Annotated in this window: 23 protein-coding genes and 1 other RNA gene; 4 read left to right on the forward strand and 20 right to left on the reverse strand. The window is 64.5% G+C overall.

The features are described 5' to 3' along the window. Positions 1–3: 3 nt before the first annotated feature. From AADV58_RS15665 to AADV58_RS15740, 16 genes are all read right to left on the reverse strand, one after another. On the reverse strand, positions 4–909 hold the full coding sequence (locus tag AADV58_RS15665; RefSeq protein ID WP_341743655.1) for a D-alanine--D-alanine ligase: 906 nt from the start codon (positions 907–909) through the stop codon (positions 4–6). Then, the gene (murC, locus tag AADV58_RS15670) at positions 906–2,297 is read right to left on the reverse strand and encodes a UDP-N-acetylmuramate--L-alanine ligase (protein WP_341743656.1); all 1,392 of its coding nucleotides are present in this window, start codon (positions 2,295–2,297) and stop codon (positions 906–908) included. Before murC ends, AADV58_RS15665 begins: the two co-directional genes overlap by 4 nt. Further along, positions 2,294–3,352 carry an undecaprenyldiphospho-muramoylpentapeptide beta-N-acetylglucosaminyltransferase gene (gene murG, locus AADV58_RS15675; RefSeq protein ID WP_341743657.1) on the reverse strand — a complete coding sequence of 353 codons (1,059 nt, stop codon included), beginning with the start codon at positions 3,350–3,352 and terminating at the stop codon, positions 2,294–2,296. Before murG ends, murC begins: the two co-directional genes overlap by 4 nt. Beyond that, complete coding sequence (gene ftsW / locus AADV58_RS15680) at positions 3,349–4,512, reverse strand: putative lipid II flippase FtsW (RefSeq protein ID WP_028994338.1); 1,164 nt, start codon at positions 4,510–4,512, stop codon at positions 3,349–3,351. Before ftsW ends, murG begins: the two co-directional genes overlap by 4 nt. After that, positions 4,509–5,861 carry a UDP-N-acetylmuramoyl-L-alanine--D-glutamate ligase gene (gene murD / locus AADV58_RS15685; protein WP_341743658.1) on the reverse strand — a complete coding sequence of 451 codons (1,353 nt, stop codon included), beginning with the start codon at positions 5,859–5,861 and terminating at the stop codon, positions 4,509–4,511. The genes ftsW and murD overlap by 4 nt, the downstream gene beginning before the upstream one ends. Continuing rightward, positions 5,862–6,965, reverse strand: coding sequence for a phospho-N-acetylmuramoyl-pentapeptide-transferase (mraY, locus tag AADV58_RS15690; protein ID WP_341743659.1), 1,104 nt, complete (start codon positions 6,963–6,965; stop codon positions 5,862–5,864). It lies immediately after the preceding gene. Beyond that, complete coding sequence (locus AADV58_RS15695; RefSeq protein WP_341743660.1) at positions 6,965–8,332, reverse strand: UDP-N-acetylmuramoyl-tripeptide--D-alanyl-D-alanine ligase; 1,368 nt, start codon at positions 8,330–8,332, stop codon at positions 6,965–6,967. Before AADV58_RS15695 ends, mraY begins: the two co-directional genes overlap by 1 nt. Beyond that, the gene (locus AADV58_RS15700) at positions 8,329–9,804 is read right to left on the reverse strand and encodes a UDP-N-acetylmuramoyl-L-alanyl-D-glutamate--2,6-diaminopimelate ligase (RefSeq protein ID WP_281983782.1); all 1,476 of its coding nucleotides are present in this window, start codon (positions 9,802–9,804) and stop codon (positions 8,329–8,331) included. The genes AADV58_RS15695 and AADV58_RS15700 overlap by 4 nt, the downstream gene beginning before the upstream one ends. Continuing rightward, positions 9,804–11,552, reverse strand: a complete 1,749-nt coding sequence (locus AADV58_RS15705) for a peptidoglycan D,D-transpeptidase FtsI family protein (RefSeq protein WP_281983780.1) — start codon at positions 11,550–11,552, stop codon at positions 9,804–9,806. Before AADV58_RS15705 ends, AADV58_RS15700 begins: the two co-directional genes overlap by 1 nt. Further along, complete coding sequence (ftsL, locus tag AADV58_RS15710; RefSeq protein ID WP_281983777.1) at positions 11,552–11,827, reverse strand: cell division protein FtsL; 276 nt, start codon at positions 11,825–11,827, stop codon at positions 11,552–11,554. The genes AADV58_RS15705 and ftsL overlap by 1 nt, the downstream gene beginning before the upstream one ends. Next, entirely contained in the window at positions 11,827–12,753 is a 927-nt protein-coding gene (gene rsmH / locus AADV58_RS15715) for a 16S rRNA (cytosine(1402)-N(4))-methyltransferase RsmH (RefSeq protein ID WP_341743661.1), read from the reverse strand. Before rsmH ends, ftsL begins: the two co-directional genes overlap by 1 nt. Beyond that, positions 12,750–13,196 (reverse strand): division/cell wall cluster transcriptional repressor MraZ, encoded by a 447-nt coding sequence (mraZ, locus tag AADV58_RS15720; protein ID WP_028994330.1) that lies wholly within the window; start codon positions 13,194–13,196, stop codon positions 12,750–12,752. Before mraZ ends, rsmH begins: the two co-directional genes overlap by 4 nt. A 319-nt stretch (positions 13,197–13,515) precedes the next feature. Next, positions 13,516–14,253: a DsbC family protein gene (locus AADV58_RS15725; protein WP_028994329.1), complete on the reverse strand. Its 738-nt coding sequence runs from the start codon at positions 14,251–14,253 to the stop codon at positions 13,516–13,518. A 9-nt stretch (positions 14,254–14,262) separates the two neighbouring features. Next, the gene (locus AADV58_RS15730; RefSeq protein WP_341743662.1) at positions 14,263–15,426 is read right to left on the reverse strand and encodes a UbiH/UbiF family hydroxylase; all 1,164 of its coding nucleotides are present in this window, start codon (positions 15,424–15,426) and stop codon (positions 14,263–14,265) included. Between the two features lie 29 nt (positions 15,427–15,455). Further along, complete coding sequence (locus AADV58_RS15735) at positions 15,456–15,884, reverse strand: hypothetical protein (protein ID WP_043420891.1); 429 nt, start codon at positions 15,882–15,884, stop codon at positions 15,456–15,458. A gap of 57 nt (positions 15,885–15,941) precedes the next feature. Then, positions 15,942–16,241 (reverse strand): HU family DNA-binding protein, encoded by a 300-nt coding sequence (locus tag AADV58_RS15740; RefSeq protein WP_028994327.1) that lies wholly within the window; start codon positions 16,239–16,241, stop codon positions 15,942–15,944. 280 nt (positions 16,242–16,521) lie between these two features. On the opposite strand from AADV58_RS15740, the gene ahpC reads away from it, so the two are divergent. Together ahpC and ahpF are read left to right on the forward strand one after the other, a co-directional pair. Continuing rightward, on the forward strand, positions 16,522–17,085 hold the full coding sequence (gene ahpC, locus AADV58_RS15745) for an alkyl hydroperoxide reductase subunit C (protein WP_028994326.1): 564 nt from the start codon (positions 16,522–16,524) through the stop codon (positions 17,083–17,085). Between the two features lie 114 nt (positions 17,086–17,199). Further along, positions 17,200–18,753, forward strand: a complete 1,554-nt coding sequence (gene ahpF / locus AADV58_RS15750; protein WP_341743663.1) for an alkyl hydroperoxide reductase subunit F — start codon at positions 17,200–17,202, stop codon at positions 18,751–18,753. Positions 18,754–18,801: 48 nt separating this feature from the next. Here ahpF and AADV58_RS15755 read toward each other — a convergent pair whose 3' ends face one another. The 4 genes from AADV58_RS15755 to AADV58_RS15770 all read right to left on the reverse strand — a co-directional run bounded on the left by AADV58_RS15755 (position 18,802) and on the right by AADV58_RS15770 (position 21,608). Further along, complete coding sequence (locus tag AADV58_RS15755; RefSeq protein ID WP_341743664.1) at positions 18,802–19,917, reverse strand: class I SAM-dependent methyltransferase; 1,116 nt, start codon at positions 19,915–19,917, stop codon at positions 18,802–18,804. Between the two features lie 17 nt (positions 19,918–19,934). Beyond that, positions 19,935–20,371: RNase P RNA component class A (gene rnpB, locus AADV58_RS15760), an RNA gene on the reverse strand. Positions 20,372–20,401: 30 nt separating this feature from the next. After that, positions 20,402–21,067, reverse strand: coding sequence for a thiopurine S-methyltransferase (locus tag AADV58_RS15765; RefSeq protein WP_028994323.1), 666 nt, complete (start codon positions 21,065–21,067; stop codon positions 20,402–20,404). A gap of 58 nt (positions 21,068–21,125) precedes the next feature. Continuing rightward, entirely contained in the window at positions 21,126–21,608 is a 483-nt protein-coding gene (locus tag AADV58_RS15770; protein WP_028994322.1) for an Lrp/AsnC family transcriptional regulator, read from the reverse strand. A 120-nt stretch (positions 21,609–21,728) separates the two neighbouring features. On the opposite strand from AADV58_RS15770, the gene leuA reads away from it, so the two are divergent. Both leuA and AADV58_RS15780 read left to right on the forward strand, forming a co-directional pair. Then, positions 21,729–23,411 carry a 2-isopropylmalate synthase gene (gene leuA, locus AADV58_RS15775; RefSeq protein ID WP_341743665.1) on the forward strand — a complete coding sequence of 561 codons (1,683 nt, stop codon included), beginning with the start codon at positions 21,729–21,731 and terminating at the stop codon, positions 23,409–23,411. Between the two features lie 276 nt (positions 23,412–23,687). Next, the gene (locus AADV58_RS15780; RefSeq protein WP_028994320.1) at positions 23,688–24,587 is read left to right on the forward strand and encodes a transglutaminase-like domain-containing protein; all 900 of its coding nucleotides are present in this window, start codon (positions 23,688–23,690) and stop codon (positions 24,585–24,587) included. The last annotated feature ends 7 nt before the right edge of the window (positions 24,588–24,594 follow it).

Here is a 24,594-nt window from a genome sequence, read left to right on the forward strand (position 1 = left end):
GTCTCAGTCGTTGGCCGCCAGTTCGAGGACGCGACGCACCAGTGCCGGGTAGTCCATGCCGGCCGCCCGGGCGCCCATCGGCACCAGCGAGTGATCGGTCATGCCCGGCGCGGTGTTCACTTCCAGGAAGTAGTGATTGCCGTCCTCGTCCATCAGAAAATCGACGCGCCCCCAGCCGCGGCCGCCCAACATGCGGAACGCTTCCAGCGCCTGGGCGCGGATCTGCATTTCCTTGGCTTCCGGCAGGCCACAGGGGCACAGGTATTGGGTGTCGTCGCGGTTGTACTTGGCTTCGTAGTCGTACCACTCCGTCGCCGGCTCGATCTTGATGATCGGCAGCACTTCGTCGCCGACGATGCCGACCGTGTATTCGCCGCCCATCACGCCCTTCTCGGCGATCACCAGCGGATCGTGGCGGGCCGCTTCTTCGTAGGCAGCCTTCAGTGCGCCCGGCGTCTTGACCTTGGTCACGCCGATCGACGAACCTTCGCGCGCCGGCTTGACGAACAGCGGCAGGCCGAGTTCTTCCTCGATGTCGGCGAAATCGGAATCGGCTCTGAGCAGTGCGTATTCCGGAATCGGCAGACCGGCGGCCTGCCACATCAGCTTGGTGCGGAACTTGTCCATGGCCAGCGCCGAGGCGAGCACGCCGGAGCCGGTATAGGGGATGTGCATGACTTCGAGCGCGCCCTGGATCGTGCCGTCCTCACCGTGGCGGCCGTGCAGCGCGATGAAGGCGCGGTCATAGCCCTTCAGTGCATCAAGCGGCTGCTCGGCCGGATCGAAGGCGTGGGCATCGATGCCCTGGCCCAGCAGGGCGGCCAGCACGCGCGAACCGCTGTTCAGGGAAACCTCGCGTTCGGCGGAAGTTCCGCCGAAGAGGACTGCGACCTTGCCGAAACCGCTCATTTGCCTTCCACCAGTTTGCCGGGCACCGCACCGATGGAACCGGCACCCATGGTCAGTACCACATCGCCATCGCGGGCGACATCCATGATCGTTTGCGGCATTGCCGCGATATCTTCAACAAATACCGGCTCGACCTTGCCGCCGACGCGCAAGGCGCGCGCCAGCGAACGGCCGTCGGCGGCGACGATGGGCGCTTCGCCGGCGGCGTAGATTTCGGCCAGGCACAAGGCATCGACCGTCGACAACACTTTGACGAAATCCTCGAAGCAGTCGCGGGTGCGCGTGTAGCGGTGCGGCTGGAAGGCCAGCAGCAGGCGGCGACCGGGGAAGGCGCCGCGAGCGGCAGCGAGCGTTGCCGCCATCTCGACCGGGTGGTGGCCGTAATCGTCGACCAGCGTGAAGCTGCCACCGGCCGGCAAGGCGACTTCGCCGTAACGCTGAAAGCGCCGGCCGACGCCCTTGAACTCGGCCAGTGCCTTGACGATGGCCGCGTCTGCGACGCCGACTTCGGTGGCGACGGCAATCGCCGCCAGCGCATTGAGCACGTTGTGCATGCCCGGCGTGTTCAGCGTGATCTCGAGACGCGAGGTCGTGCCATTGACGCGGACGCAGGTGAAGCGCATCTGGCCGCCGTCGGCGACGACGTTCTCGGCGTAGAAATTGGATTCCGGGCTCAGCCCGTAGGTGACGATCTGCTTGGCCACCTGCGGCATGATCGCGCGCACGTTGGCGTCGTCAGCGCAGAGCACGGCGACGCCGTAGAACGGCAGGCGATTCAGGAAATCGACGAAGGCGCCCTTGAGCCGCTCGAAATCGTGGCCGTAGGTCTCCATGTGGTCGGCGTCGATGTTGGTAACCACCGAGATCACCGGCGACAGGAACAGGAAGGATGCATCCGACTCGTCGGCCTCGGCCACCAGGAAATCGCCGCTGCCCAGGCGGGCGTTGGCGCCGGCGGCATTCAGGCGGCCACCGATGACGAAAGTCGGATCGATGCCGCCTTCGGCCAGAATGCTGGTGACCAGGCTGGTCGTCGTCGTCTTGCCGTGGGTGCCGGCGATGGCGATACCGCGCTTCAGACGCATCAGTTCGGCCAGCATCTGGGCGCGCGGGACGACCGGGATGTGCCGGGCACGCGCCGCCATCACTTCCGGGTTGTCTTCCTTGACCGCCGTCGACACGACCACGGCGTCAGCGCCGGCAATGTTCTCTTCGGCGTGGCCGATGGTCACGCGCACGCCCTCGCCTTCGAGGCGGCGCGTCGTCGCGCTGGCGGCGATATCGGAGCCCGTCACCGTGTAGTCGAGGTGGGCAAGCACTTCGGCGATGCCGCTCATGCCCGAACCGCCGACGCCGACGAAGTGGATGTGTTTGACCTTGTGCTTCATTTGGCAATTTCCGTACAGAGATTGACCACGTCCAGCGTGGCCTCCGGCTTGGCCAGGCTGCGGGCCTTTTCCGCCATTTCCTGAAGCTGGCCGCGCGAGTAGTTGCGGATCAGGGCGATGGCTTCCGGCGTCAGTTCGCTTTGTGGCAGCAGGAAGGCGCCGCCGACATTGACCAGGAAACGGGCATTGCCGGTCTGGTGGTCGTCAACCGCATGCGGGAAGGGGACCAGGATGCTGGCCACGCCGACCGCTGCCAGTTCCGCCACAGTCAGCGCCCCGGCCCGGCAGATGACCAGATCGGCCCACTCGTAGGCGCCGGCCATGTCCTCGATGAACGGCACGCAGTGCGCCTGCACCCCGGCCGCCGCGTAGGCCGCCTTGAGCGCGTCGATATGCTTTTCGCCGGCCTGGTGGACGATCTGCGGCAACTGGTCGGCCGCGAGCAGCGACATGCCCTTGGGCACCGCCTCGTTGAGCGCCTGGGCGCCCAGACTGCCGCCGATGATCAGCACACGCAGCGCGCCCTCGCGCTCGGCAAAGCGCTCGGCTGGCGGTTTCACGGCGGCGATTTCCGGACGCACCGGATTGCCCAGCCAGATGCCCTTCTTCAGCACCTCCGGGAAACCGGTGGCGATACGCTCGGCAACACCGGCGAGCACCTTGTTGGCCAGCCCGGCGACCGAATTCTGCTCGTGCAGCACTAGCGGCACGCCCGCGAGCGCCGCCATCATGCCGCCCGGGAAGGTGATGTAGCCGCCCATGCCGAGGACCACATCCGGCCTGACCTGACGGATCGCCTGCCAGCCCTGCCAGAAGCCGCGCAGCAGGTTGACCGGCAGCAGCAGCTTGCGCAGCAGGCCCTTGCCGCGCAGGGCGGAGAACTTGACCCAGACCATCTCGAAACCATGCTGCGGCACCAGACGGGCCTCCATACCCTCGGGATTACCCAGCCAGACGACCCGCCAGCCGGCGTCGCGCATCTTGTGGGCGACGGCCAGCGCCGGGAAGATGTGGCCGCCGGTGCCGCCGGCCATGATCATGATGGTTTTGCTCATAGTTTTCCTCCCCGCATGAGTTGCCTGTTCTCCCAGTCAACCCGAAGCAGGATCGCCAATGCCACGCAGTTGGCGAGGATGCCCGAGCCGCCGAAGCTCATCAGCGGCAGGGTGAGGCCCTTGGTCGGCAGCAGGCCGACGTTGACGCCCATGTTGATGAAGGACTGCACGCCCAGCCAGATGCCGATGCCCATGGCGACCAGCGCCGGGTACAGGCGGTCGAGCTGCACGCACTGACGACCGATGGCGAAGGCGCGCTGGACCAGCACAGCGAACAAGGCGATTACGGTCAGGACGCCGACGAAACCCAGTTCCTCGCCGATCACGGCAAGCAGGAAGTCGGTATGCGCTTCCGGCAGGTAGAACAGTTTCTCGACACTGGCGCCGAGTCCAACGCCGAACAATTCACCGCGACCGAAGGCGATCAGCGAATGCGACAACTGGTAGCCGCGACCGAAGGCATCGGCCCACGGGTCCATGAAGCCGAAGATGCGGTCGCGCCGGTAGGGCGAAACGATGATCATGATCGCGAAGGCGATCAGCAGGCCGACGATCAGCAGCGCGAACATGCGCGCCTTCAGCCCACCGAGGAAGAGGATGCCCATGGCGATCGAAATGATCACGACGAAGGCCCCGAAATCCGGCTCCTTGAGCAGCAGGATGCCGACCAGCGCCATCGCGCCGAACATGGGCAGGAAGGCCTGCTTCAGATCGTGCATGACATTGATCTTGCGGATCGTGTAGTCGGCCGCGTAGAGCACGGCGAACAGCTTCATCAACTCGGACGGCTGCAGGTTGGCGAAGCCGAGCGGCAGCCAGCGGCGGGCACCATTGACGTCCTTGCCGATGCCGGGAATGAGCACGATCGCCAGCAGCACGACGCCGATCATGAACAGCACCGGCGCATATTTCTGCCACACCGTCAGCGGCAACTGGAAGGCGACCGCGCCGGCGACCAGGCCGATGCACAGGAAAATCGTGTGCCGGATCAGGTAATAGGCCGGCTGGTTGTTGGTGAAGCGGCCGGCCTCGGCAATCGCGATTGATGCCGAATAGACCATCACCAGCCCGCCGAGCAGGAGCAGCAGTGCCGACCACAGCAGGGCGTGGTCGATTTCGGCCAGTTGCTGGCGCGGCGAGTCGAGCGCGGACAGCATCATGGCTTCAGCCCTCCGACCGCATCGATGAAGGCTTGCGCGCGGTGCGCGTAGCTGCGGTACATGTCGAGGCTGGCGCAGGCCGGCGACAGCAGCACGCAATCGCCGGATTCGGCGCGGGCGGTCAGCCAGCGCACGGCGGCTTCCATGTCGCCGACGATGCAGGTCGGCACGCCGCAGCCTTCGACGGCCATGCCGATCGCCGCAGCGTCGCGGCCGATCAGCGCGACCGCGCGGCCGTGCTCGGCCAGTGCCGCCTTGAGCGGCGAGAAATCCTGGCCTTTTCCGTCGCCGCCGAGGACGATGGCGACCTTGCGCCCCATGCCCTCGATCGCCGCCAGCGTGGCACCGACGTTGGTGCCCTTGGAATCGTCGACATACAGCACGCCGCCGATCTCGGCGACGGTTTCAACCCGGTGCGGCAGGCCGCGGAATGCCTTCAGCGGTTCGATCAGGCGCTGCGGCACGACACCGACAGCCTCGCACAAGGCCAGCGCGGCCATCGCGTTGGCGGCGTTGTGCAGACCGCTCAGTTGCAGGTCGGCGAGCGCGACCAGCGCCTCGCCGCCGCGCACGATACTGCCGTCGGCCAGTCCGAAATCGGTCCCGCGCGGCGCCGCATTGAGGCCGAAAGTGATCATCTTGCGACCGCAGCGACCGTTGGCCATCGACCAGTCGTCGTCGCGGTTGAGGATCATCGCGCCCTTACCCTGGAAGACGCGCGACTTGGCCGCCGCGTACTCGGCCAGGCTGCCGTTGTAACGATCGAGATGATCTTCCGAGAGGTTGAGCACGGTTGCCGCGGCGGCATTCAGGTGATGCGTGGTTTCCAGCTGGAAGCTCGACAGTTCGACCACCCAGACCGCAGGCAGATTGCCGGCGTCCTGCGCATCCATCAGCGCGTCGAGCGCCGACGGCGAGATGTTGCCGCAAGCGATGGCCGGCACACCGGCGCCATTGAGCAGGTGGGCGGTCAGTGCCGTCGTCGTGGTCTTGCCGTTGCTGCCGGTGATGGCGACGATCTGCGAGCCCGCCACCTGCGCGCGCACGCCGGCAGCGAACAGTTCGATTTCCGAGATCAGCGGCAGGCCGCAGCCGGCTATCGCCGGCGTCGCCTTGGCCACGCCCGGCGACAGGGCGACGACTTCGCAGCCGGCGAAGGTGGCAGCCGAGAAAGCGCCGGCGAGCAGCTCGGCGCCCGGGGCGACGGCCTGCAGCGCATCGACGTTGGGCGGGTTGTCGCGCGAGTCGGCGACCCGGACGCACGCGCCCTGGCGATGCAGCCATTTGGCCATCGCCAGTCCGGACTCACCGAGCCCGATCACCAGAACGCGTTTGCCCTTGAGTTCCATTTAGCGCAGCTTCAAGGTCGCCAGCCCGATCAGGACCAGCATGATGGTGATGATCCAGAAGCGGACGACAACCTGCGTCTCCTTCCAGCCCGTTTGTTCAAAGTGGTGGTGCAGCGGCGCCATGCGCAGTATTCGCCGGCCCTCGCCGAAACGTTTCTTGGTGTACTTGAACCACGACACCTGCAGCATCACCGACAGCGTCTCGACGACGAAGACGCCGCCCATGATCAGCAGCACGATTTCCTGGCGGACGATGACGGCGACGGTACCGAGCGCAGCGCCGAGCGCCAGCGCGCCGACGTCGCCCATGAAGACTTCGGCCGGGTAGGCGTTGAACCACAGGAAACCGAGCCCGGCGCCGGCAATCGCGCCAAGCAGGATGCATAGTTCGCCAGCGCCCGGCACGTAGGGAATCAGCAGGTACTTGGCATACACCGCGTTACCGGTGACATAGGCGAAGATCGCCAGCGCGGCGGCGATCATCACCGTCGGCATGATCGCCAGACCGTCCAGGCCATCGGTCAGGTTGACCGCGTTGCTGGTGCCGACGATGACGAAATAGGTCAGCGTGATGAAGCCGACGATGCCGAGCGGATAGGCAACGCTCTTGAAGAAGGGCACGATCAGTTCGGTCTGCGCCGTCGACGTCGCCGAGAAGGCCAGGAACAGGGCCGCGCCGGCGCCGAGCACCGACTGCCAGAAAAACTTCCAGCGGCTGGCCAGACCGTTCGGATCACGGTAAACGACCTTCTTCCAGTCGTCGTACCAGCCGATGATGCCGAAGCCGAGCGTGACGACCAGCACGGTCCACACATACTTGTTGGACAGGTCGCCCCACAGCAGCGTGGTGATGCCGATGGCGATCAGGATCAGCACGCCGCCCATGGTCGGCGTCCCCGACTTGACCAGATGCGTCTGCGGACCGTCGGTGCGCACCGCCTGACCGATCTTCTTGGCGGCCAGCCAGCGGATCACGCGCGGGCCGGCGGCGAATGAGATGAGCAAGGCGGTCATCGTCGCCAACACGGTACGCAGCGTGATGTAGTTGAAGACATTGAAAAAGCGAATGTCCTGCGCGAGCCATTGGGCTAAGGCCAGAAGCATCAGCGGTCCTCCCCGGAAGCAACGGCCAGCGCGTCGGCCACCCGTTCCATTTTCATGAAGCGCGAGCCCTTGACCAGTACGGTGGTGTCCGGACCCAGTTCCTTGTCGACCGCGCCGATCAGCTTGTCGACATTGCAGAAGTGACGGGCGCCGTCGCCGAAGTTGCGCACGGCCTGCTGGCTGGCGTCGCCGAGCGCGAACAGACGGTCGATGCCCTGGCTCTTGGCGTAGCCGCCGATCTCGTCGTGGTACTGGCCGCTGGCCTCGCCGATTTCGCCCATGTCGCCGAGCACCAGCACCTTGCGGCCGATGGTCGCGGCGAGCACGTCGATACCGGCGCGCACCGAATCCGGATTGGCGTTGTAGGTGTCGTCGAGGATCTGCGCGCCGTTACGGCCCTGGCGCAATTGCAGCCGCCCCTTGACGCCAGCGAAGGCGGCCAGGCCTTCGGCCACCGCCGACAGCGGCAGGCCGGCGGCGAGACAGGCGGCAGCGGCAGCAAGCGCGTTGCAGGCATTGTGGCGACCGGGAATGGCCAGCGTGAATTTGACCTCACCTTCCGCCGCATTCAGCGTCACTGCGGTTTCCAGGCCGTGCTGGCGCACGCTGGCGCGGACGTCGGCCGGCTGGTCGATGCCGAAGCTGCGCACCGGCTGCTCACCGACCTGCTCGCGCCAGAAGCCGGCATAGGCGTCGTCAGCGTTGATCACCGCAACACCGTCGGCCGGCAGGCCGGCAAAGATCGTACCCTTCTCGCGGGCCACCTCGTCAAGGCCGCCCATGCCTTCGAGGTGGGCACGCTGGGCGTTGGTCACCAGCGCCACCGTCGGTGCGCCGATGCGCGTCAGGTAGCCGATCTCGCCGGGATGGTTCATGCCCATCTCGATCACCGCGGCGCGATGCGTGGCGTCGAGACCGAGCAAGGTCAGCGGCAAGCCGATGTCGTTGTTGAAATTTCCGCGCGTGGCCAGCACCGCATCACCGAATGCCGCCTTGAGGACGGCGGCGATCATTTCCTTGGTCGTGGTCTTGCCGTTCGAACCGGTCACCGCGATCACCGGCAGCGAAAACTGACTGCGCCAGGCCGCCGCCAGGCGACCAAGCGCCAGCCGGGTGTCGTCGACAAGCACGGCCGATGCGCCGGCCGGAACACGAGCAGCATCGGCAACGAGCAGCGCGGCGGCGCCCGCAGTCACAGCTGTCTCCAGAAAATCGTGGGCGTCGAAACGCTCGCCACGCAAGGCGATGAACAGTTGACCGGGCGCCACCGCCCGGGTGTCGGTGGAAACGCCGGCGATCCGGCGATCGGCACCGAGCAGACGACCGCCGACGGCAGCGGCGACTTGCGAGAGTTGCCAGGCGATCATGCGGCCACCTCAGTTCCTTGGCGACGCAGGTTCAATGCCGCCTGCGCTTCGGCCATGTCGGAGAATGGCAGGCGCTGACCGCCGACCTCCTGATAGTCCTCATGCCCTTTACCGGCCAGCAGGATCACGTCGGCATCGGCAGCTTCGCCGATGGCGCGGCGGATCGCCTGCGCGCGGTCGGGCTCGACCTCGGCGTGTACCATGCCGCCCAGGATGGCTTCGATGATTTCTGCCGGCGATTCGCTGCGCGGGTTGTCGCTGGTAACCATGACGCGATCAGCACCGGCTTCGGCGACACCACCCATCTGCGGGCGCTTGCCCTTGTCGCGATCGCCACCACAACCGAAAACCACCGCCAGCTTGCCACCGCGCACGTCAGCCAGCGGCCGCAGCGCCCCCAGTGCATTGGCCAGGGCATCTGGCGTGTGCGCGTAATCGACGACCACCAGCGGCTCACCGACACCGCCCAGACGCTCCATGCGCCCCGGCGGCGGCGTCAGCTCGGACAGACGGCGACCGATCTCGGCCGGCATCACGCCGGCGTCGTGCAGCACGGCGGCGCAGGCGAGCAGGTTGGAGACGTTGTAGCGACCGACCAGCGCCGTATCGACCATGGCCCGGCCGTTCGGCAGCACGATCTCGAAACGCTGGCCGAAAGGCGTATCGACAATGTTCTCGGCCCGCACCAGCGCCGGAAAATCGCGACGCGGCGGCTGCGCCGAATAACCGATGGCGCGCATGGCCGTCGTTTCACGCATCAGATGCACGCCGAAATCGTCGTCCAGGTTGATCACTGCGGTACGCAGACGCGGCCACAAAAAGAGCTTTTCCTTGGCGGCGGCATAGGCTTCCATGCTGCCGTGGTAATCGAGGTGATCGCGGGTCAGGTTGGTAAACACCGCGACATCGACACGCAGACCGTTCATCCGCCCTTCCTCGATGCCGATCGAACTCGCTTCAAGCGCGCAGGCTGCGGCCTTGCGGGCGCGGAAATCGGCCAGGTAACGCATCAGCGTCGTCGCTTCCGGGGTGGTGAAACCGGTCGTCGTCAATTCCTCCGGGAAACCCGCACCCAGCGTGCCGATCACCGCGCAGGGACGCGGATAAACTCGACCAAGGCACTGGCTGACCGTGGTCTTGCCATTGGTGCCGGTAATCGCGATCAGCGACATGCCCTCGCTCGGGTGCGCGTAGATCGCGTGCGCCAGCGGACCGGCCAATGGCCGCAGGGCCTCGGCGGCAAAGTTGGGCACCGCCCACGCCGGATTCCAGACGAATTCGCCGCCCGGCTGCCAGACCACGGCCCGCGCCCCGCGCGCCAGCGCGTCGGCGATATAGGCACGACCGTCGGCCAGATCGCCGGGATAGGCCAGGAACACGTCGCCCGGACGCACTTGCCGGCTGTCGTCGGCAATGCCGGTCGGCTCGATGCCGAGACTTTCCAGACGATCGAGAATTTCACGCGGCGTCATCACATCCGCCCCTTGTCTTCATTCAATGCAGCCACCTGGACCGGCGCATCGGGCGCGACGCCGAGCGTACGCAAGGCTCCACCCATCACGCTGGAAAACACCGGACCAGCGATCTGGCCACCGTAGTACTGCCCCGCCGACGGCTCGTCGATCATCACGGCGACCACCAGGCGGGGATTGGAAATCGGCGCGATGCCGACAAACGAGGCGATGTACTTGTTGGCGTACACGCCACCTTCGAGCTTGTGCGCGGTGCCGGTCTTGCCGCCGACCCGGTAGCCCGGCACGGCAGCCTTCAGCGCGGTACCGCCCGGCATCACGACCAGTTCCAGCATGGCCCGCAATTCCCGTGCGGTCTGCGCGGAAAACACCGGCTGACCGCGAACCACCGGCGCATCGACGCGCAGCAACGAGGCCGGCACGATGTCGCCGTCACGCGCAAACACGGTATAAGCGCGCGCCAACTGGATCAGGCTCATCGAAATGCCGTGACCGTAGGACATGGTCGCCTGCTCGATCGGCCGCCAGTTCTTCCACGCCCGCAGACGACCGCCGACCTCGCCCGGGAAACCCAGTTGCGGCGACTTGCCGAAGCCAAGATTGTCGAACATCTCCCACATCGCCTCGGGCGGCATGCTCAGGGCCATCTTGGTGGTGCCGACGTTCGAGGACTTCTGGACGATCTGCGCCACCGTCAATTCCTTGTGCGGATGGATGTCGCTGATCACCGCACGGCCGACGGTGATCCGGCCCGGCGACACATCGACCACGGTGTCGTAGCGGTATTTGCCCTTTTCCAGGCCAAGGGCCACGGTGAACGGCTTCAGCGTCGACCCCGGCTCGAAGGTATCGGTCACCGCGCGGTTGCGCAGTTGCTCGCCGGACAGGCGGGCGCGGTTGTTCGGGTTGTAGGTCGGCCAGTTAACCAGCGCCAGGATCTCGCCGGTGCGGGTATCGAGCACCACGACCCCGCCGCCCTTGGCCTTGCTCTCGGTCACCGTCGCCTTCAGGTGGCTATAGGCCAGATACTGGATCTTGGAATCGATGGCCAGCACGACATCGCTGCCGTCGCGCGGCGGGCGGGTCGCGCCGACATCCTCGATGATGTTGCCGCGCCGGTCGCGAATCACCGTGCGCGCCCCGGCACGGCCCAGCAAGGCTTGCTGGAAGGCCAGTTCGACGCCTTCCAGACCCTTGTCGTCCACGCCGGTAAAGCCGACCAGATGGGCGGTCATCTCGCCGGCCGGATAGAAGCGGCGGTATTCCTTTTCCTGGTGGACGCCGGGCAGCTTGAGCGCCGCGATCTGCTCGGCGACCTGCGGCGGCACTTGGCGTTTGACGAAGACGAAATTCTTTTCCGAAGCCAGGCGCGCATCGAGTTCGCGCGGTTTCAGTTCGACCAGTTCGGCCAACTGGCGCTTCTGCTCGCCACTCATGGTCCGCGCATCGGACGGGATCGCCCAGATCGAGCGCATCGGCGTCGACACCGCGAGCATGTCGCCATTGCGGTCAGTCACCTTGCCGCGCGAAGCGGAAATCTCGATGTCGCGCAGATAGCGGGAATCGCCTTTTTCCTGCAGGAAATCGTTGTTGATCACCTGCAGATAGAAGGCGCGCATCAGCAGCACCAGGAAGGCTGCCATCAGCAGCAGGCCGACCATGCGCGAACGCCAGCCCTGCAGGGCCAGCGCCAGGATCGGGCTTTCCGTGTAGCGATGCCCGCGCTGCGGACGGCGGCGCACGACCATCAGCGCACCTCCCCGACCGGTACTGGCCGCGACACCTGGTGCAGCGGGGGCACCACCATGCGCAGCCGCTCGCGGGCAATCTTCTCGACCCGCGGGTGCGTCGCCCAAGTCGACATCTCGATCTGCAGCTGGCCAAACTCGATATCGAGCTGGCGCACCTTCTCCTGTTCCGCCTCGAGGGCCTGGAACAGCTTGCGACCGCGATGCTGCGAGGTGACCACGGCCAGCGCACAGAACACGACGACGAGCAGGAGAAAGAGATTGAGACGGAACATCAGACCTTCTCCGCGACCCGCATCACCGCGCTACGCGCGCGCGGGTTTGCCGCGACCTCGGCGGCACCCGGCTTGATTGCCTTGCCGATCAGGCGCAGCTTGGGCTGCGGCAACTGGTCGGCGCGCAACGGCAGCCCCTTGGGCAGGGAATCTGCAGTCGACTGGGCTCGCATGAAGTTTTTCACGATGCGGTCTTCGAGCGAATGGAAGGAAATGACGACCAGCCGGCCACCGGGCTTGAGTAGTTCAAGCGCCTGCGGCAGGACTACCTCCAGCTGGCGGAGCTCTTGATTGATATGAATCCGTAGAGCTTGAAAGCTGCGCGTCGCCGGGTCCTGCCCTGGCTCACGGGTGCGCACGGTCTCGCGTACGAGGGCCGCGAACTGAGCTGTTGTGACAATTGGTTGTTCGCCCCGAGCAGCCACAACCTTCTTTGCAATCTGGAAAGCAAACCGTTCTTCGCCATAATTTTTGATGACCTCCGTAATTTCCCTCAATTCGGCCCGCGCCAGCCATTCGGCCGCCGTCTCGCCCTGCGTCGTATCCATACGCATGTCGAGCGGCGCGTCATAGCGGAAGCTGAAGCCACGCTCCCCGTCGTCGATTTGCGGCGACGACACCCCTACGTCCAACAGAATTCCATCGACCGACGCCACGCCGGCCTCGGCCGCCGCCTCGGCCAGTTCGCCGAAGGCCCGGTGCACCAGCTGAAAGCGCCGGTCAGCCACGGCCGCCCCGGCAGCAATCGCCTGCGGATCGCGATCGAGCGCAACCAGACGACCGCCATCGCCAAGCGCCGACAGAATGCGCCGGCTGTGGCCGCCCCGCCCGAAGGTGGCGTCCACGTAAACACCGTCTTGTTTGATTGCCAGGGAATCCACCGCCTCGTCGAGCAGCACCGTGACATGGGCGCCGCCGGAACTCACAGCACAAGGTCCCCGAGACCGGCCGGCAGGTCGCCCGTCAGCGCCTCAGCCGCGAGATCGTTCTGTTGCTGCCAGCCCGTCTCGCTCCAGATTTCGAAATGACTGCCCATACCGACCAGGTACACGGTCTTCTCGAACTGGGCATAAGTGCGCAACTCCGGCGCAATCAGCAGACGACCGGCGGAATCAGGCGCTTCGGTACGAGCATTACCGACCATCACGCGCTTGATCGCTGCCGCCCGCGGATCGAGGCTGGACGCCTTCAGGATCTGGTCGCGGATCGGCTGCCAGGCGGGCGCGGGGTAGAGCAACAGGCAGCGATGCGGGTGCGCGGTCAGTACCAGCGAGCCCTCACCGGCCGCGAGCAGGACGTCACGATGCCTTGCCGGTATGGCAAGCCGTCCTTTCGCATCCAGATTGAGTGCCGCAGCCCCCTCGAACATCCCCGTTTACCCACTTTTCAACACGTTTACCCACTTTAGAACAACAAAGCAGGCGCGTCAATAGAAAAACCGGGAATTTTTTCTTACACAACAATGACTTAGCGGGGTTTCCGGAGAGATTTTTGTAATCAAAAAACCCTTAAAAATCAATACAAGGAAAACACTAGTTAAAGTGAAACATCAGGAGTTTTGCACAGCCGACCGCAACCCGCATGACATGGCGGCCAGAGGTTTTTTGTGGGGAAAAAGAAACGGCATGCGCCGTTCCCGAGGAACGGACACATGCCGCCGATGCGAACCCCGAAGGGTTGAAAAAAACTTACTTCTGCTGCTTCAGCTTCTGCTCCAGCACATTGAGCGGTACCGCACCGGGCACCCGCTCGCCGTCGGCGAAGAACAGGGTCGGCGTACCGGTGATATTCAGACGCCGCGCGTACTCCTGGTTACGCGTGATCGCCGTGGTATCGCAATTATCGCGGCCGCCCGGTGTCTTGCCGTCGAGAATCCAGTCATTCCAGGCCTTGAGGCGATCAGCGGAACACCAGATCTGACGCGACTTCTTCAGCGAATCCTCGGACAGGATGGGCAACAGGAAGGTGTAAATGGTCACGTTCTCGAGTTTCTGCAGATCCTTGGCCAGACGCTTGCAGTAACCACAATTGGGGTCCTCGAAGGTGGCCAGCACGCGCTTGCCGTCGCCCTTGACCTGCTTGATCGCCTGCTCCAGCGGCAGATCGGAGAACTTGATCGCGGTCAGTTGACGCAAACGTTCATCGGTCACATTGCGATTGTTCTTCAGATCGATCAGGTTCATCGCATGCGGCGAACGGATCACATCGCCACCGATCAGCATCGCCGTCACCTTGTCGTCGGTATAGAACAGGTTACCGTCGGCGTAGATCTCGTACAGGCCGAAATAGCCGGAACGGGTGACGCTTTCAACCTTGATTCCCAGCTTGGCTTCCACCGCCTTGCGGATCTCGGCTTCGTTGGCATTGGCCGAGCAGCCGATGGCCAGCAGCGACAAGAGGAAGGCAGACAGGGTTTTGACCAGCATTCGATTCTCCTAAATGGCCCCAAGGGCATAACGGACCAGAAAACTCTTGGCCACGGGCAGACGGTCAGTCAATCCCAGGCCCAGGTTGCGCAAGGGGCGCAGTACCGGCGACCGACTGGCGAACAGCCGGCGCAAAGTGTCGGTTGTCGTCTGCAACAGATGGATTTCCTCGCGCCGGGCGCGCTGATATCCCTGCAGGAAACGCAACTGACCGATATCTTCCCATGGCCCCGCAGCCAGCAAGCGATCAGCCAGCTCGCGGGCATCCTGGAAGCCCAGGTTGATGCCATGGCCGGACAGCGGATGAATTCCGTGCCCGGCGTCGCCGACCAGGGCCAGCCTCGGCGCGACGACTTCCGGCACCCGCATCAGGCGTAACGGGAAAGCTGCCGGCGGCGTGACCAGCTCCAGCGCCCCGAGCACATGACCGCCGGCTTCGGCAACACGCTGCGCGAAAGCCTCGGCAGGCAGGGCACACAAGGCATCCGCCGCTTCGTCCGGGGTAGACCAGACGATGGAAATACGGTTCCCGGGCAGCGGCAGCCAGGCCAGCACGCCGTCGTCCCGGAACCACTGCCAGGCGATGTTCCGGTGATTTTTTTCGGTCGAAAAATTGGCGACCACGCCTTTTTCGCCGTAATGACTATTGATCGCCGACAACCCGGCGCTTTCACGCACCCAGGAGTCGCGACCATCGGCGCCGACGAGCAGCGGCGCGGCAAGAACCTGGCCGTCCTCAAGGCGCAGCAGCGCCGCTTCCTCGCGAAACTCGAGCGCCGCCGGACGCTGCCCGACGAACAGTTGCAGATTGGCCTGGCGCTTGAGGTTCTCCCACAGCTCACAAGCCATCAACGACGACTCGAGGATGGTGCCGAGATCGGGCACCCCGGTCTGGAATGCCGAAAACTCGAGCGAGCCCCCGGCATCGCCGCGTATCTGCATGGCGCTGATCGGCGCCACGCGTGCCGGATCGAGGTGTTTCCAGACGCCGATTCCATCCAGGAATTCGGCATTGGCCGGGCTGATCGCGTAGATGCGCGCATCCCAGCCCTCTGGACGCTGCGGCGGCCGCGTCTCGACCAGGGCAATGCGCAAGCGACTGTTGCGCAAGGCAACGGCGAGGCTGGCACCGGCCAGACCACCGCCGACGATGATCAGATCAAAGTGTTGCATGCCGTACCCGGCCGAGGCGTATTCGCGGCTCAGGCCGCTTCGCCGGCACCACCGCCGGGCTTGCCACCCTGACGCGGACGACGATTGTTCTTGGTCCGCGGACGATGCTTCTTCTGCTGCGCGCCGGCTGCCGGACCGGCATTGCCGCCACCGACGTGGCCACCACCGGGCTTGTTGCCATGCCGCGGCTGGTTGTGACGCGGCTGCCCACCGCCGCCAGACTGCGATTCACCGCCGGAAATGCGGTTCCCCGGGGCCAGCTGGATTTCCAGCTCGATGATTTCGTCCCACACTTCGTCGCTGCGGTCCCGTTCCGGAACCGAAAGCAGTTCGCGGAGCCGGCGACGCATGTCCAGCGGCTGGAATTCCGGCTGCTGCACCTCGACGGGCGGGTTTTCGGTCGACTCGGCCTCAGCCGGCGTGTCTTCGATCTGGATGTCGCTGTTCGGATTGTTCATTGCAAAGTAAAAAGCGGAGTCCGTCGATGACGGCCCCCGCATTGGTTAAAACTGCGATTATTTCTTCTTGGCAGCGCTTTTCTTGGGTGCGACGGCTGCTTTGAATGCCGTCCCTGCCGTGAACTTCGGCACTGTCGTGGCCGGAATCTTCAACGTTGCCCCCGTCTTCGGGTTCTTGCCGGTGCGGGCAGCGCGCGGTGCGGACTTGAAAGTACCGAAACCGACGAGCGTCACCGACTCGCCCTTGGACACGGCCTTGACGACCGCGCCGATGATGGCCGACAGCGCTTTGTCTGCGGCGGCCTTGGTAATACCAGCTTCTTGTGCAGCAACTTCGACCAGCTCGGATTTATTCATCTAAGTGCCTCCTGTTACTTCAATCAAGTTAAGAAAACTGGCCGTTCTAACGGCAGCGGGATAAAAGTAGCACACCTTTTCGGGTTCGTGTTGGCCCTTCTGCCCCTATCCACGCCATTCAGCGGGTTTTTTTGCGTCCCGGACAATCCGCAGTTGCCTTAACGATTGACAAAAATAGCCCTCAACTATGTACCATATTTAAGCAATCAATTGGATCAATAAGGTTTGCCATCCTAATATTGCTTCCGTTGCAAAACCCAACCCACACAGGAGAAACCGAATGTCGCTCATCAACACGCAAGTTCAACCGTTCAAGGCCCAGGCTTTCCACAATGGCAAGTTCATCGAAGTGACCGAAGCCAGCCTGCAGGGCAAGTGGTCCGTCCTGATTTTCATGCCGGCAGCCTTCACCTTCAACTGCCCGACCGAAATCGAAGACGCTGCCAACAACTACGCCGAGTTCCAGAAGGCCGGCGCTGAAGTCTACATCGTCACCACCGATACGCATTTCTCGCACAAGGTCTGGCACGAAACCTCGCCGGCCGTCGGCAAGGCCCAGTTCCCGCTCGTCGGCGACCCGACGCACCAGCTGACCAACGCTTTCGGCGTGCACATCCCGGAAGCCGGCCTGGCCCTGCGCGGCACCTTCGTGATCAACCCGGACGGCGTGATCAAGACCATGGAAGTGCACGACAACGCCATCGCTCGCGATGTTGCCGAAACCCTGCGCAAGCTGAAGGCTGCCCAGTACGTCGCCGCCCACCCGGCTGAAGTCTGCCCGGCCAAGTGGAAGGAAGGCGAGAAGACCCTGGCTCCGTCCCTGGACCTGGTCGGCAAGATCTAAGCCAAGCCCCACGAAAACCCGCCGCGCCTCCGGGCGCGGCGCGGATTTCACCGCAAAGCAGCCACCCGGCTGCTTTCCAGTGCAGTCCATAAAATACGAATCAGGGAGAACACCATGCTCGACGCCGCCATCAAGGGCCAGTTGAAGGCCTACCTCGAACGCCTGCAACGCCCGATCGAGCTGGTCGCCACGCTGGACGACAGCGCCAAGAGCGCCGAAATGCGCGCCCTGCTCAACGACATCCTCGACTGCTCGGCCAAGGTCAGCCTGCGCGAAGACAACGGCAGTCAGCTGTGCCCGTCCTTCGCCGTCGGCATTCCCGGCGAAGCGCCGCGGATCCGCTTCGCCGGCCTGCCGATGGGCCACGAATTCACCTCGCTGGTGCTGGCCCTGCTGCAGACCGGCGGTCATCCGCCCAAGGTCGAGCAGGCGGTCATCGACCAGATCAAGGGCCTGGAAGGCCATTTCAATTTCGAGACCTTCATCTCGCTGTCCTGCCACAACTGCCCGGACGTCGTTCAGGCGCTCAACCTGATGGCCGTGCTCAACCCGAACGTCACCAGCACGATGATCGATGGCGCACTGTTCCAGGACCGGGTCAATGAACTGCAAATCATGGCCGTGCCGACGACCTACCTGAACGGCGAGGAGTTCGGTGCCGGGCGCATGCTGATCGAGGAAATCCTGGCCAAGGTCGATACCGGTGCCGCCGCCCGCGCCGCCGAAGAACTGGCCGCCAAGGCAGCCTTCGACGTGCTCGTCGTCGGTGGTGGTCCGGCTGGTTCGGCCGCGGCCATCTACGCCGCCCGCAAGGGCATCCGCACCGGCGTGCTGGCCGAGCGTTTCGGCGGCCAGGTGATGGATACGCTGGGCATCGAAAACTTCATCTCGGTCAAGGAAACCGAAGGACCGAAGCTGGTCGCCGCGCTGGAGCAGCACGTCAAGGCCTACGAGGTCGACGTGATGAACCTGCAGCGCGCCGCCAAGCTGATCCCGGCGGCCGAAGAAGGCGGTCTGGTCGAAGTGCAACTGGAGAACGGCGCGTCGCTCAAGTCGAAGTCGGTGATCCTGGCCACCGGCGCCCGCTGGCGCGAAATGAACGTGCCCGGCGAGAAGGAATACAAGGCCAAGGGCGTATGCTTCTGCCCGCACTGCGACGGCCCGTTGTTCAAGGGCAAGCGTGTGGCGGTGATCGGCGGCGGCAACTCCGGCGTTGAAGCGGCGATCGATCTGGCCGGCATCGTCGGCCACGTCACCCTGCTCGAATTCGGCGACGCGCTGCGCGCCGACGCCGTATTGCAGAAGAAGCTGTACAGCCTGGCCAACGTCACCGTGATCAAGTCGGCGCAAACCACCGAAGTCACCGGCGACGGCCAGAAGGTCAACGGGCTGGTGTACAAGGATCGCGTCAGCGGTGAGGAAAAGCGCGTCGAACTCGAAGGCATCTTCGTCCAGATCGGCCTGTTGCCGAATACTGACTGGCTGAAGGAGACGGTCGAGTTGTCGAAGTTCGGCGAGATCGTCATCGACGCCAAGGGCCACACCTCGGTCCCCGGCGTATTCGCCGCCGGCGACTGCACGACGGTGCCGTACAAGCAGATCATCATCGCCATGGGCGCTGGCGCGACGGCTTCGCTCAGCGCCTTCGATCACCTGATCCGCAACTGACCGGCTAATCGCCGGAAGCGAACGGCCGACTGAGCAGTCGGCCGTTTTTCATTGCGCGGCGAGCCGCCACAGGGAAGTGATTTCCCGCGCCCGCGCGGCGTGCAGCGGATCGCTACGGTCCTGCGCCTTGCCATGCGTCGGCCGGGTATCGATGCGATCAAGCACGCGCAGGCCGGCCCGACCGATCCAGTGCAGCAAGTCGTCGCGGCTGCGCAGCCCGAGGGGCTCGGCAAGATCCGACATGATCAGCCAACCCTCGCCGCCTGGCGCCAGGTGTGCCGCCAGGCCGTCGAGGAAGCCGCGCAACATGTGCGAATCGGGGTCGTAGACCGCGTATTCGACTGGCGAACTCGGCTGTGCCGGCAGCCACGGCGGATTGCAGACGACCAGCGGCGCCCGGCCATCGGGAAAGAGATCGGCCTCGACAACGCTGACTTTCTCAGCCAGGCCGAGTCTTTCGATGTTTTCCGTGGCGCAGGCCAGCGCCCGCGGCGCCATGTCGGTGGCGACGACATTCAGGCCACGACGGGCAAGCACGGCGGCGAGGACGCCGGAACCGGTGCCGATGTCAAAAGCCAGATCGCAACCCGGCGGCAACGGCGCCTGCGCGACCAGGTCGACGTATTCGCCGCGCACCGGCGAGAAGACGCCGTAATGCGGGTGGATGCTGCCGCCGACGGCGGCCACCGGCACGCCCTTCTTGCGCCATTCATGGGCGCTGATCACCGCCAGCAGTTCGCGTAGCGCAAGCACGCTGTTGCTGCCATCGGGCTTGCCCCAGGCTTCGCGGCAGGCCGGCCGAACGTCCTGGGCACGACGCAGCGGCAGCTTGTAATCGGGGCCAAGCGGCACCAGCAGACGGGCGAGCAAAGCGGCACGCTGCCCCTGGCGCTGGCGGTGCGCGGCAAAACTGCGCTCGTCACCCGCCTTGAAAGCGAAATGGCGGTCGGCGCGGCGAGTCAGTTCCTGTATCAGTCGCCGGCCATTCATCCAGTCGCCGCGCCAGAGCAAGGCACAACCGTCGCGCAGGGCAGCAAACGCCGCATCGGCGGTCAGGCTGTCGTCGACAACTTCCAGCAACTGTGGCGGCGCCAGGCCGGCTTCGGAGCGCCAACGGGCGCGGCGGGTCTGGCCGTTCTCCGGCCATTCGATGAGGGGATTCATGGACAGCATTGTAAGTGGTGGAAAGCCGGCCGATAAGCCGGGTTCTGTTCCCCTCTTGCGAGGTTCGGCAATCATTCCTCTAGGCCTGCCGTCACCGACAGGCTCAAGCAACCTACCCGGAAGCAGCGCGGGCCACGCCTCAGCTTCCCTATTTGGTCTTGCTCCGGATGGGGTTTACCAAGCCGTCCGCCGTTACCGTGGACGCGGTGAGCTCTTACCTCGCCGTTTCACCCTTACCTGTGCCCATGGCGCGGGTTTCCCCGCCCCATTTAAGGACTTTGCCGCCGCAAGCGGCGTCAAAGCCCAGGGGCCATCGGCGGTCTGTTCTCTGTTGCACTTTCCGTTGCCTTCGTCTTGCGACTTATAGCACCCAGCCGTTAGCTGGCATCCTGCCCAATGGAGCCCGGACTTTCCTCCCGACACTTGCGTGTCCAGCGATTGCCTGGCCGACTTTCCGGGGCGGATTATACGCGCCGCAGAGCGTTCAATACGGCAGCAGGCGATAAAGGCGTAATTCTATGCATTGCGGTGGATTGCCGTCGGCCTCGCGCCGGGTTTCCAGGCGGCGCTCCGAATGCGCCAGATCAATGGCAAAGCGGGCGCGGTACAACTGGGTGATCTCGCTGGAGATTTCAGGAAAGCGGTCGTCGGTTTCGCCTTCTTCCGGGTCTTCTGCGGTCAGCAGGAAAACCGGGCAATTTTCCGGCGTCAGCCGGCGCAGGTGTTCGACATAGTCGCAGCGCGCGCTTTCCGGCAGCGCAGTCAGTGCGGCGCGGTCGTAGACGGCGGCGATGGTACCGAGATGTTCTGGCGTTAGCGCAAAAAAATCGCCGCAGTAGATGCGGATGGCGCCGTGCTGCCACAGCGTCAGCGGCCCGAGCGCTGTCTGCGTCGGCGTCAGGCCCAGTTGGCCGAAGAAATCTCTGACGGCAACCGGGCTCAATTCGCAGCCGATCACCTGGTGCCCCTGTTCGGCCAGCCAGACCAGATCGAGACTGCGCCCGCACAGTGGCACGAAAACCGTACCCCCTGGCGGCAGGCCGAGGCTGGACCAGTAATGCGCGAGCAGCGGATTGACTGCCGCCTGGTGAAAAGCCATCCGGCCATCGCGCCAGGATTGCTGCCAGAGTTCGTTGTCGGGGCTGCTCATGGCGGTCCTTGGCGGGAAACCCTGAGACTAACACCGTTTCACGGGTCACCCGACCCGATCAGGCGAAGTCGAGCGGCAGCGCGGTGCGGTCGACCACCTTGCGCAGCACGAAACTGGTGTGCACGCCGGTGACGCCCTGGATGCGGGTGATCTTGTTGAGCAGCAGATCCTGGTAGGCGTCCATGTCGCGAACCACCACCTTCAACTGGTAGTCCGACTGCTGGCCGGTGATCAGCAGGCATTCGAGCACTTCCGGGATTTCACTGATCGCCGCTTCGAGGTTGGCGAAGCGCTCCGGCGTGTGCTGGTCCATCGAGATGCCGATCAGCGCCATCAGCGTCAGGCCGAGCTTCTTTGCGTCGAGCAGGGCGCGGTAGCCGGCGATCAACCCGGCCTCTTCCAGCGTACGCACCCGGCGCAGGCAGGGCGACGGCGACAGGCCGATGCGGTCGGCCAATTCCTGGTTGCTGATCCGCCCATCCTGCTGCAGGACGGCGAGAATTTGCCGGTCGTAACGATCGATCGTTAATTGATTGCCCATGATTTTTGATTCGCGCAATTTTCTGCCAATTTGGTTGCAAATCATGCCACAAAACGCAAGCACCTGCCGGGCGCTTTTGCTTAATATTTCGCCATCGCAACAGTTTTCCGGAGCCGCTCCATGTCGCAGCAGAAATCGTCCAAATACACGTCCTTCCCGCCGGTCGGCCTCATCGACCGCCAGTGGCCGAGCCGTGTCATTGACCAAGCACCAATCTGGATGAGCACCGATCTGCGCGACGGCAACCAGGCCTTGTTCGAGCCGATGAACGCCGACAAGAAGATGCAGATGTTCAAGACGCTCTGCCAGATCGGTTTCAAACAGATCGAGATCGCCTTCCCATCGGCCTCCGAAACCGAGTTCGGCTTCGTCCGCCGGCTCATCGAGGAAAAGCACATTCCCGACGACGTCACCATCGAAGTCCTCACCCAGGCGCGCGAGCACCTCATCCGCCGCACTTTCGAATCATTGAAAGGCGCGAAACAGGCCATCGTGCACGTCTACAACGCGACCTGCCCGACCTTCCGCGACTTCGTCTTCGGCATGAGCAAGGCCGAAGTGGTGAATATGGCGGTCGACGCGGTCAAGTTGATCAAAACGCTCGCCGAGCAGATGCCGGAAACGAAGATCACCCTCGAATACAGCCCGGAATTGTTCACCGCCACCGAACTCGACTTCGCCAAGGAAGTCTGCGACGCGGTCACCGCCGCCTGGGGCGCGACGCCGGACAACAAGGTCATTCTCAACCTCCCGACCACGGTCGAGATCGCCACACCCAACATCTACGCCGACCAGATCGAGTGGATGCACCGCAACCTCGAACGCCGCGACAGCGTGATCATCAGCCTCCACCCGCACAACGACCGCGGCACCGCCGTCGCCGCCGCCGAACTCGGCTTGATGGCCGGCGCCGACCGTGTCGAGGGCTGCCTCTTCGGCAACGGCGAGCGCACCGGCAACGTCGATCTCGTCACCCTCGCGCTCAACATGCACACCCAGGGCGTCGATCCCCTGCTCGACTTCTCCGACATCAACGCCGTCGCCCGCACCTACGAACACTGCACCCAGCTCCCGATCCATCCGCGCCACCCGTACGTCGGGGATCTCGTTTTCACGGCCTTCTCCGGCTCCCACCAGGACGCCATCAAGAAGGGGTTTGCCGCTCAAAAGGCGGATGAGACTTGGTCAGTGCCTTATCTCCCGATCGACCCGGCCGACGTCGGTCGCTCCTACGATTCGGTGATCCGCGTCAACAGCCAGTCGGGCAAGGGCGGCATCGCCTACCTGATGGAGACCGAGCACGGCGTGGTCATGCCGCGCCGCCTCCAGGTCGAGTTCTCCGGCGTCGTCCAGCGGCACACCGACACCCACGGCGGCGAAGTCAGCGCCGACGACATCTGGAATCTCTTCAGCCAGACTTACCTCGACGCCGGCGACAGCATCCGCTACCGCGAACACCATTTGTTCGAGCACGGTCCGCAACAGGGCATCCGCCTCACCGTTGATATCGGCGGCACCACGCACGTGCTCAGCGGCGAAGGCAACGGCCCGATCAATGCCGCCATGCACGCCCTGGCGAGCGCTGGCATCCAGGCCCAGGTACGCAGCTACGAGGAACGCTCGATGGTGCCGATGGGCGAGGATGGCAACGCCCGCGCCTGCGCCTTCATCGAAATGGCCGCCAGCGGCCGCGGCGAATGCTACGGTGCCGGCATCGACGGCAACATCGTCACCGCGTCGATCAAGGCCTTGATCAGCGGCATCAACCGGCTTGGCGTCAGCGCCCTCGACGCCGCCGCCTGAAGCCCCCGGGCGCTTGCCGAGGCTTCGGCAAGCGCCTGAATTACCGGGTTTTTCTTGCCAAAGCCCGGCTCAGCGCGTAAGATACGGCCACTTTACGACGCCACGCTGGCGTCAACGTCATCGTTCTGCTGCGCCAAATGCTGTCCCCCTGCCGCCCTCGCCTAGCGCGATCCCGGTAAGCCGAACCGCCCATTTCTCCGTTGCATAGCGCCGTCCCACCGCCCGTTTCCGTAGCCTGACCCGGCCTGCGCGACGCGCTGCACATTCTGGAATTGCATGGTTCGCATACAGTTTGCGATCGACCTCAACTACGCACTGAACTCCCCCGGCGCCGATTTCGTTTTCAACATCCACGCCGCCCAGACCGCCAGTCAGCACATCGTCAGCGAAGACCTGCAGATCAATCCGCAGCTCATCCCGGCGATCCAGACCGAGCCGCAGACCTGCGCCCGCTTTCTGCGCCTCAACGTCGCCACCGGCCCGCTCCATGTCGCCTACCGGGCCATCCTCGACATTGACCAACACATCGGCAACCCCGACGAAATTCCCGAAACGCCGGTCGACCGCCTGCCACTGTCGGCGCTGACCTACATTTACCCCAGCCGCTACTGCCAGTCGGACCGCCTGGCGACGCTGGCCATGACCGAATTCGGCCACCTGCCCAAGGGCTATCGTCGGGTCGAAGCCATCTGTGCCTGGGTCAATCGCCAGGTTGCCTTCCGCCCCGCCAGCACCAGTTCGACGACGTCGGCGATCGACACGATGGTCGACCGCGTCGGCGTCTGCCGCGACTTCGCCCATCTGATGATCGCCATCTGCCGCGCGCTCAGCATCCCGGCGCGGTTCACCACCGGCATCGACTACGGCGCCGACCCGGCGCTCGGACCGACCGACTTTCACGCCTACGTTGAAGTCTTTCTCGATGGCCACTGGTACATCTTCGACCCGTCGGGCACCGCGATTCCGATGGGTTTCGTGCGTATCGGCACCGGCCGCGATGCCGCCGACGTGTCCTACGCCACCATTTTTGGCAGCGTCAGCTCGCCGCCGCCGCTGATCTCGATCAGCGCCATCACCGAAAACGGACGTCCGTGGGAAATACCGCGCCGCCGCCCCGAAGCCCTATCCACCGATGCCACGGTCGACCGGCAAGCGAAATCCCCAATCAATCTCTGAAGGAGCA

The sequence above is a fragment of the Azonexus hydrophilus genome (assembly GCF_038368255.1).
In the GTDB taxonomy this organism is placed as follows: Bacteria; Pseudomonadota; Gammaproteobacteria; order Burkholderiales; family Rhodocyclaceae; genus Azonexus; species Azonexus hydrophilus.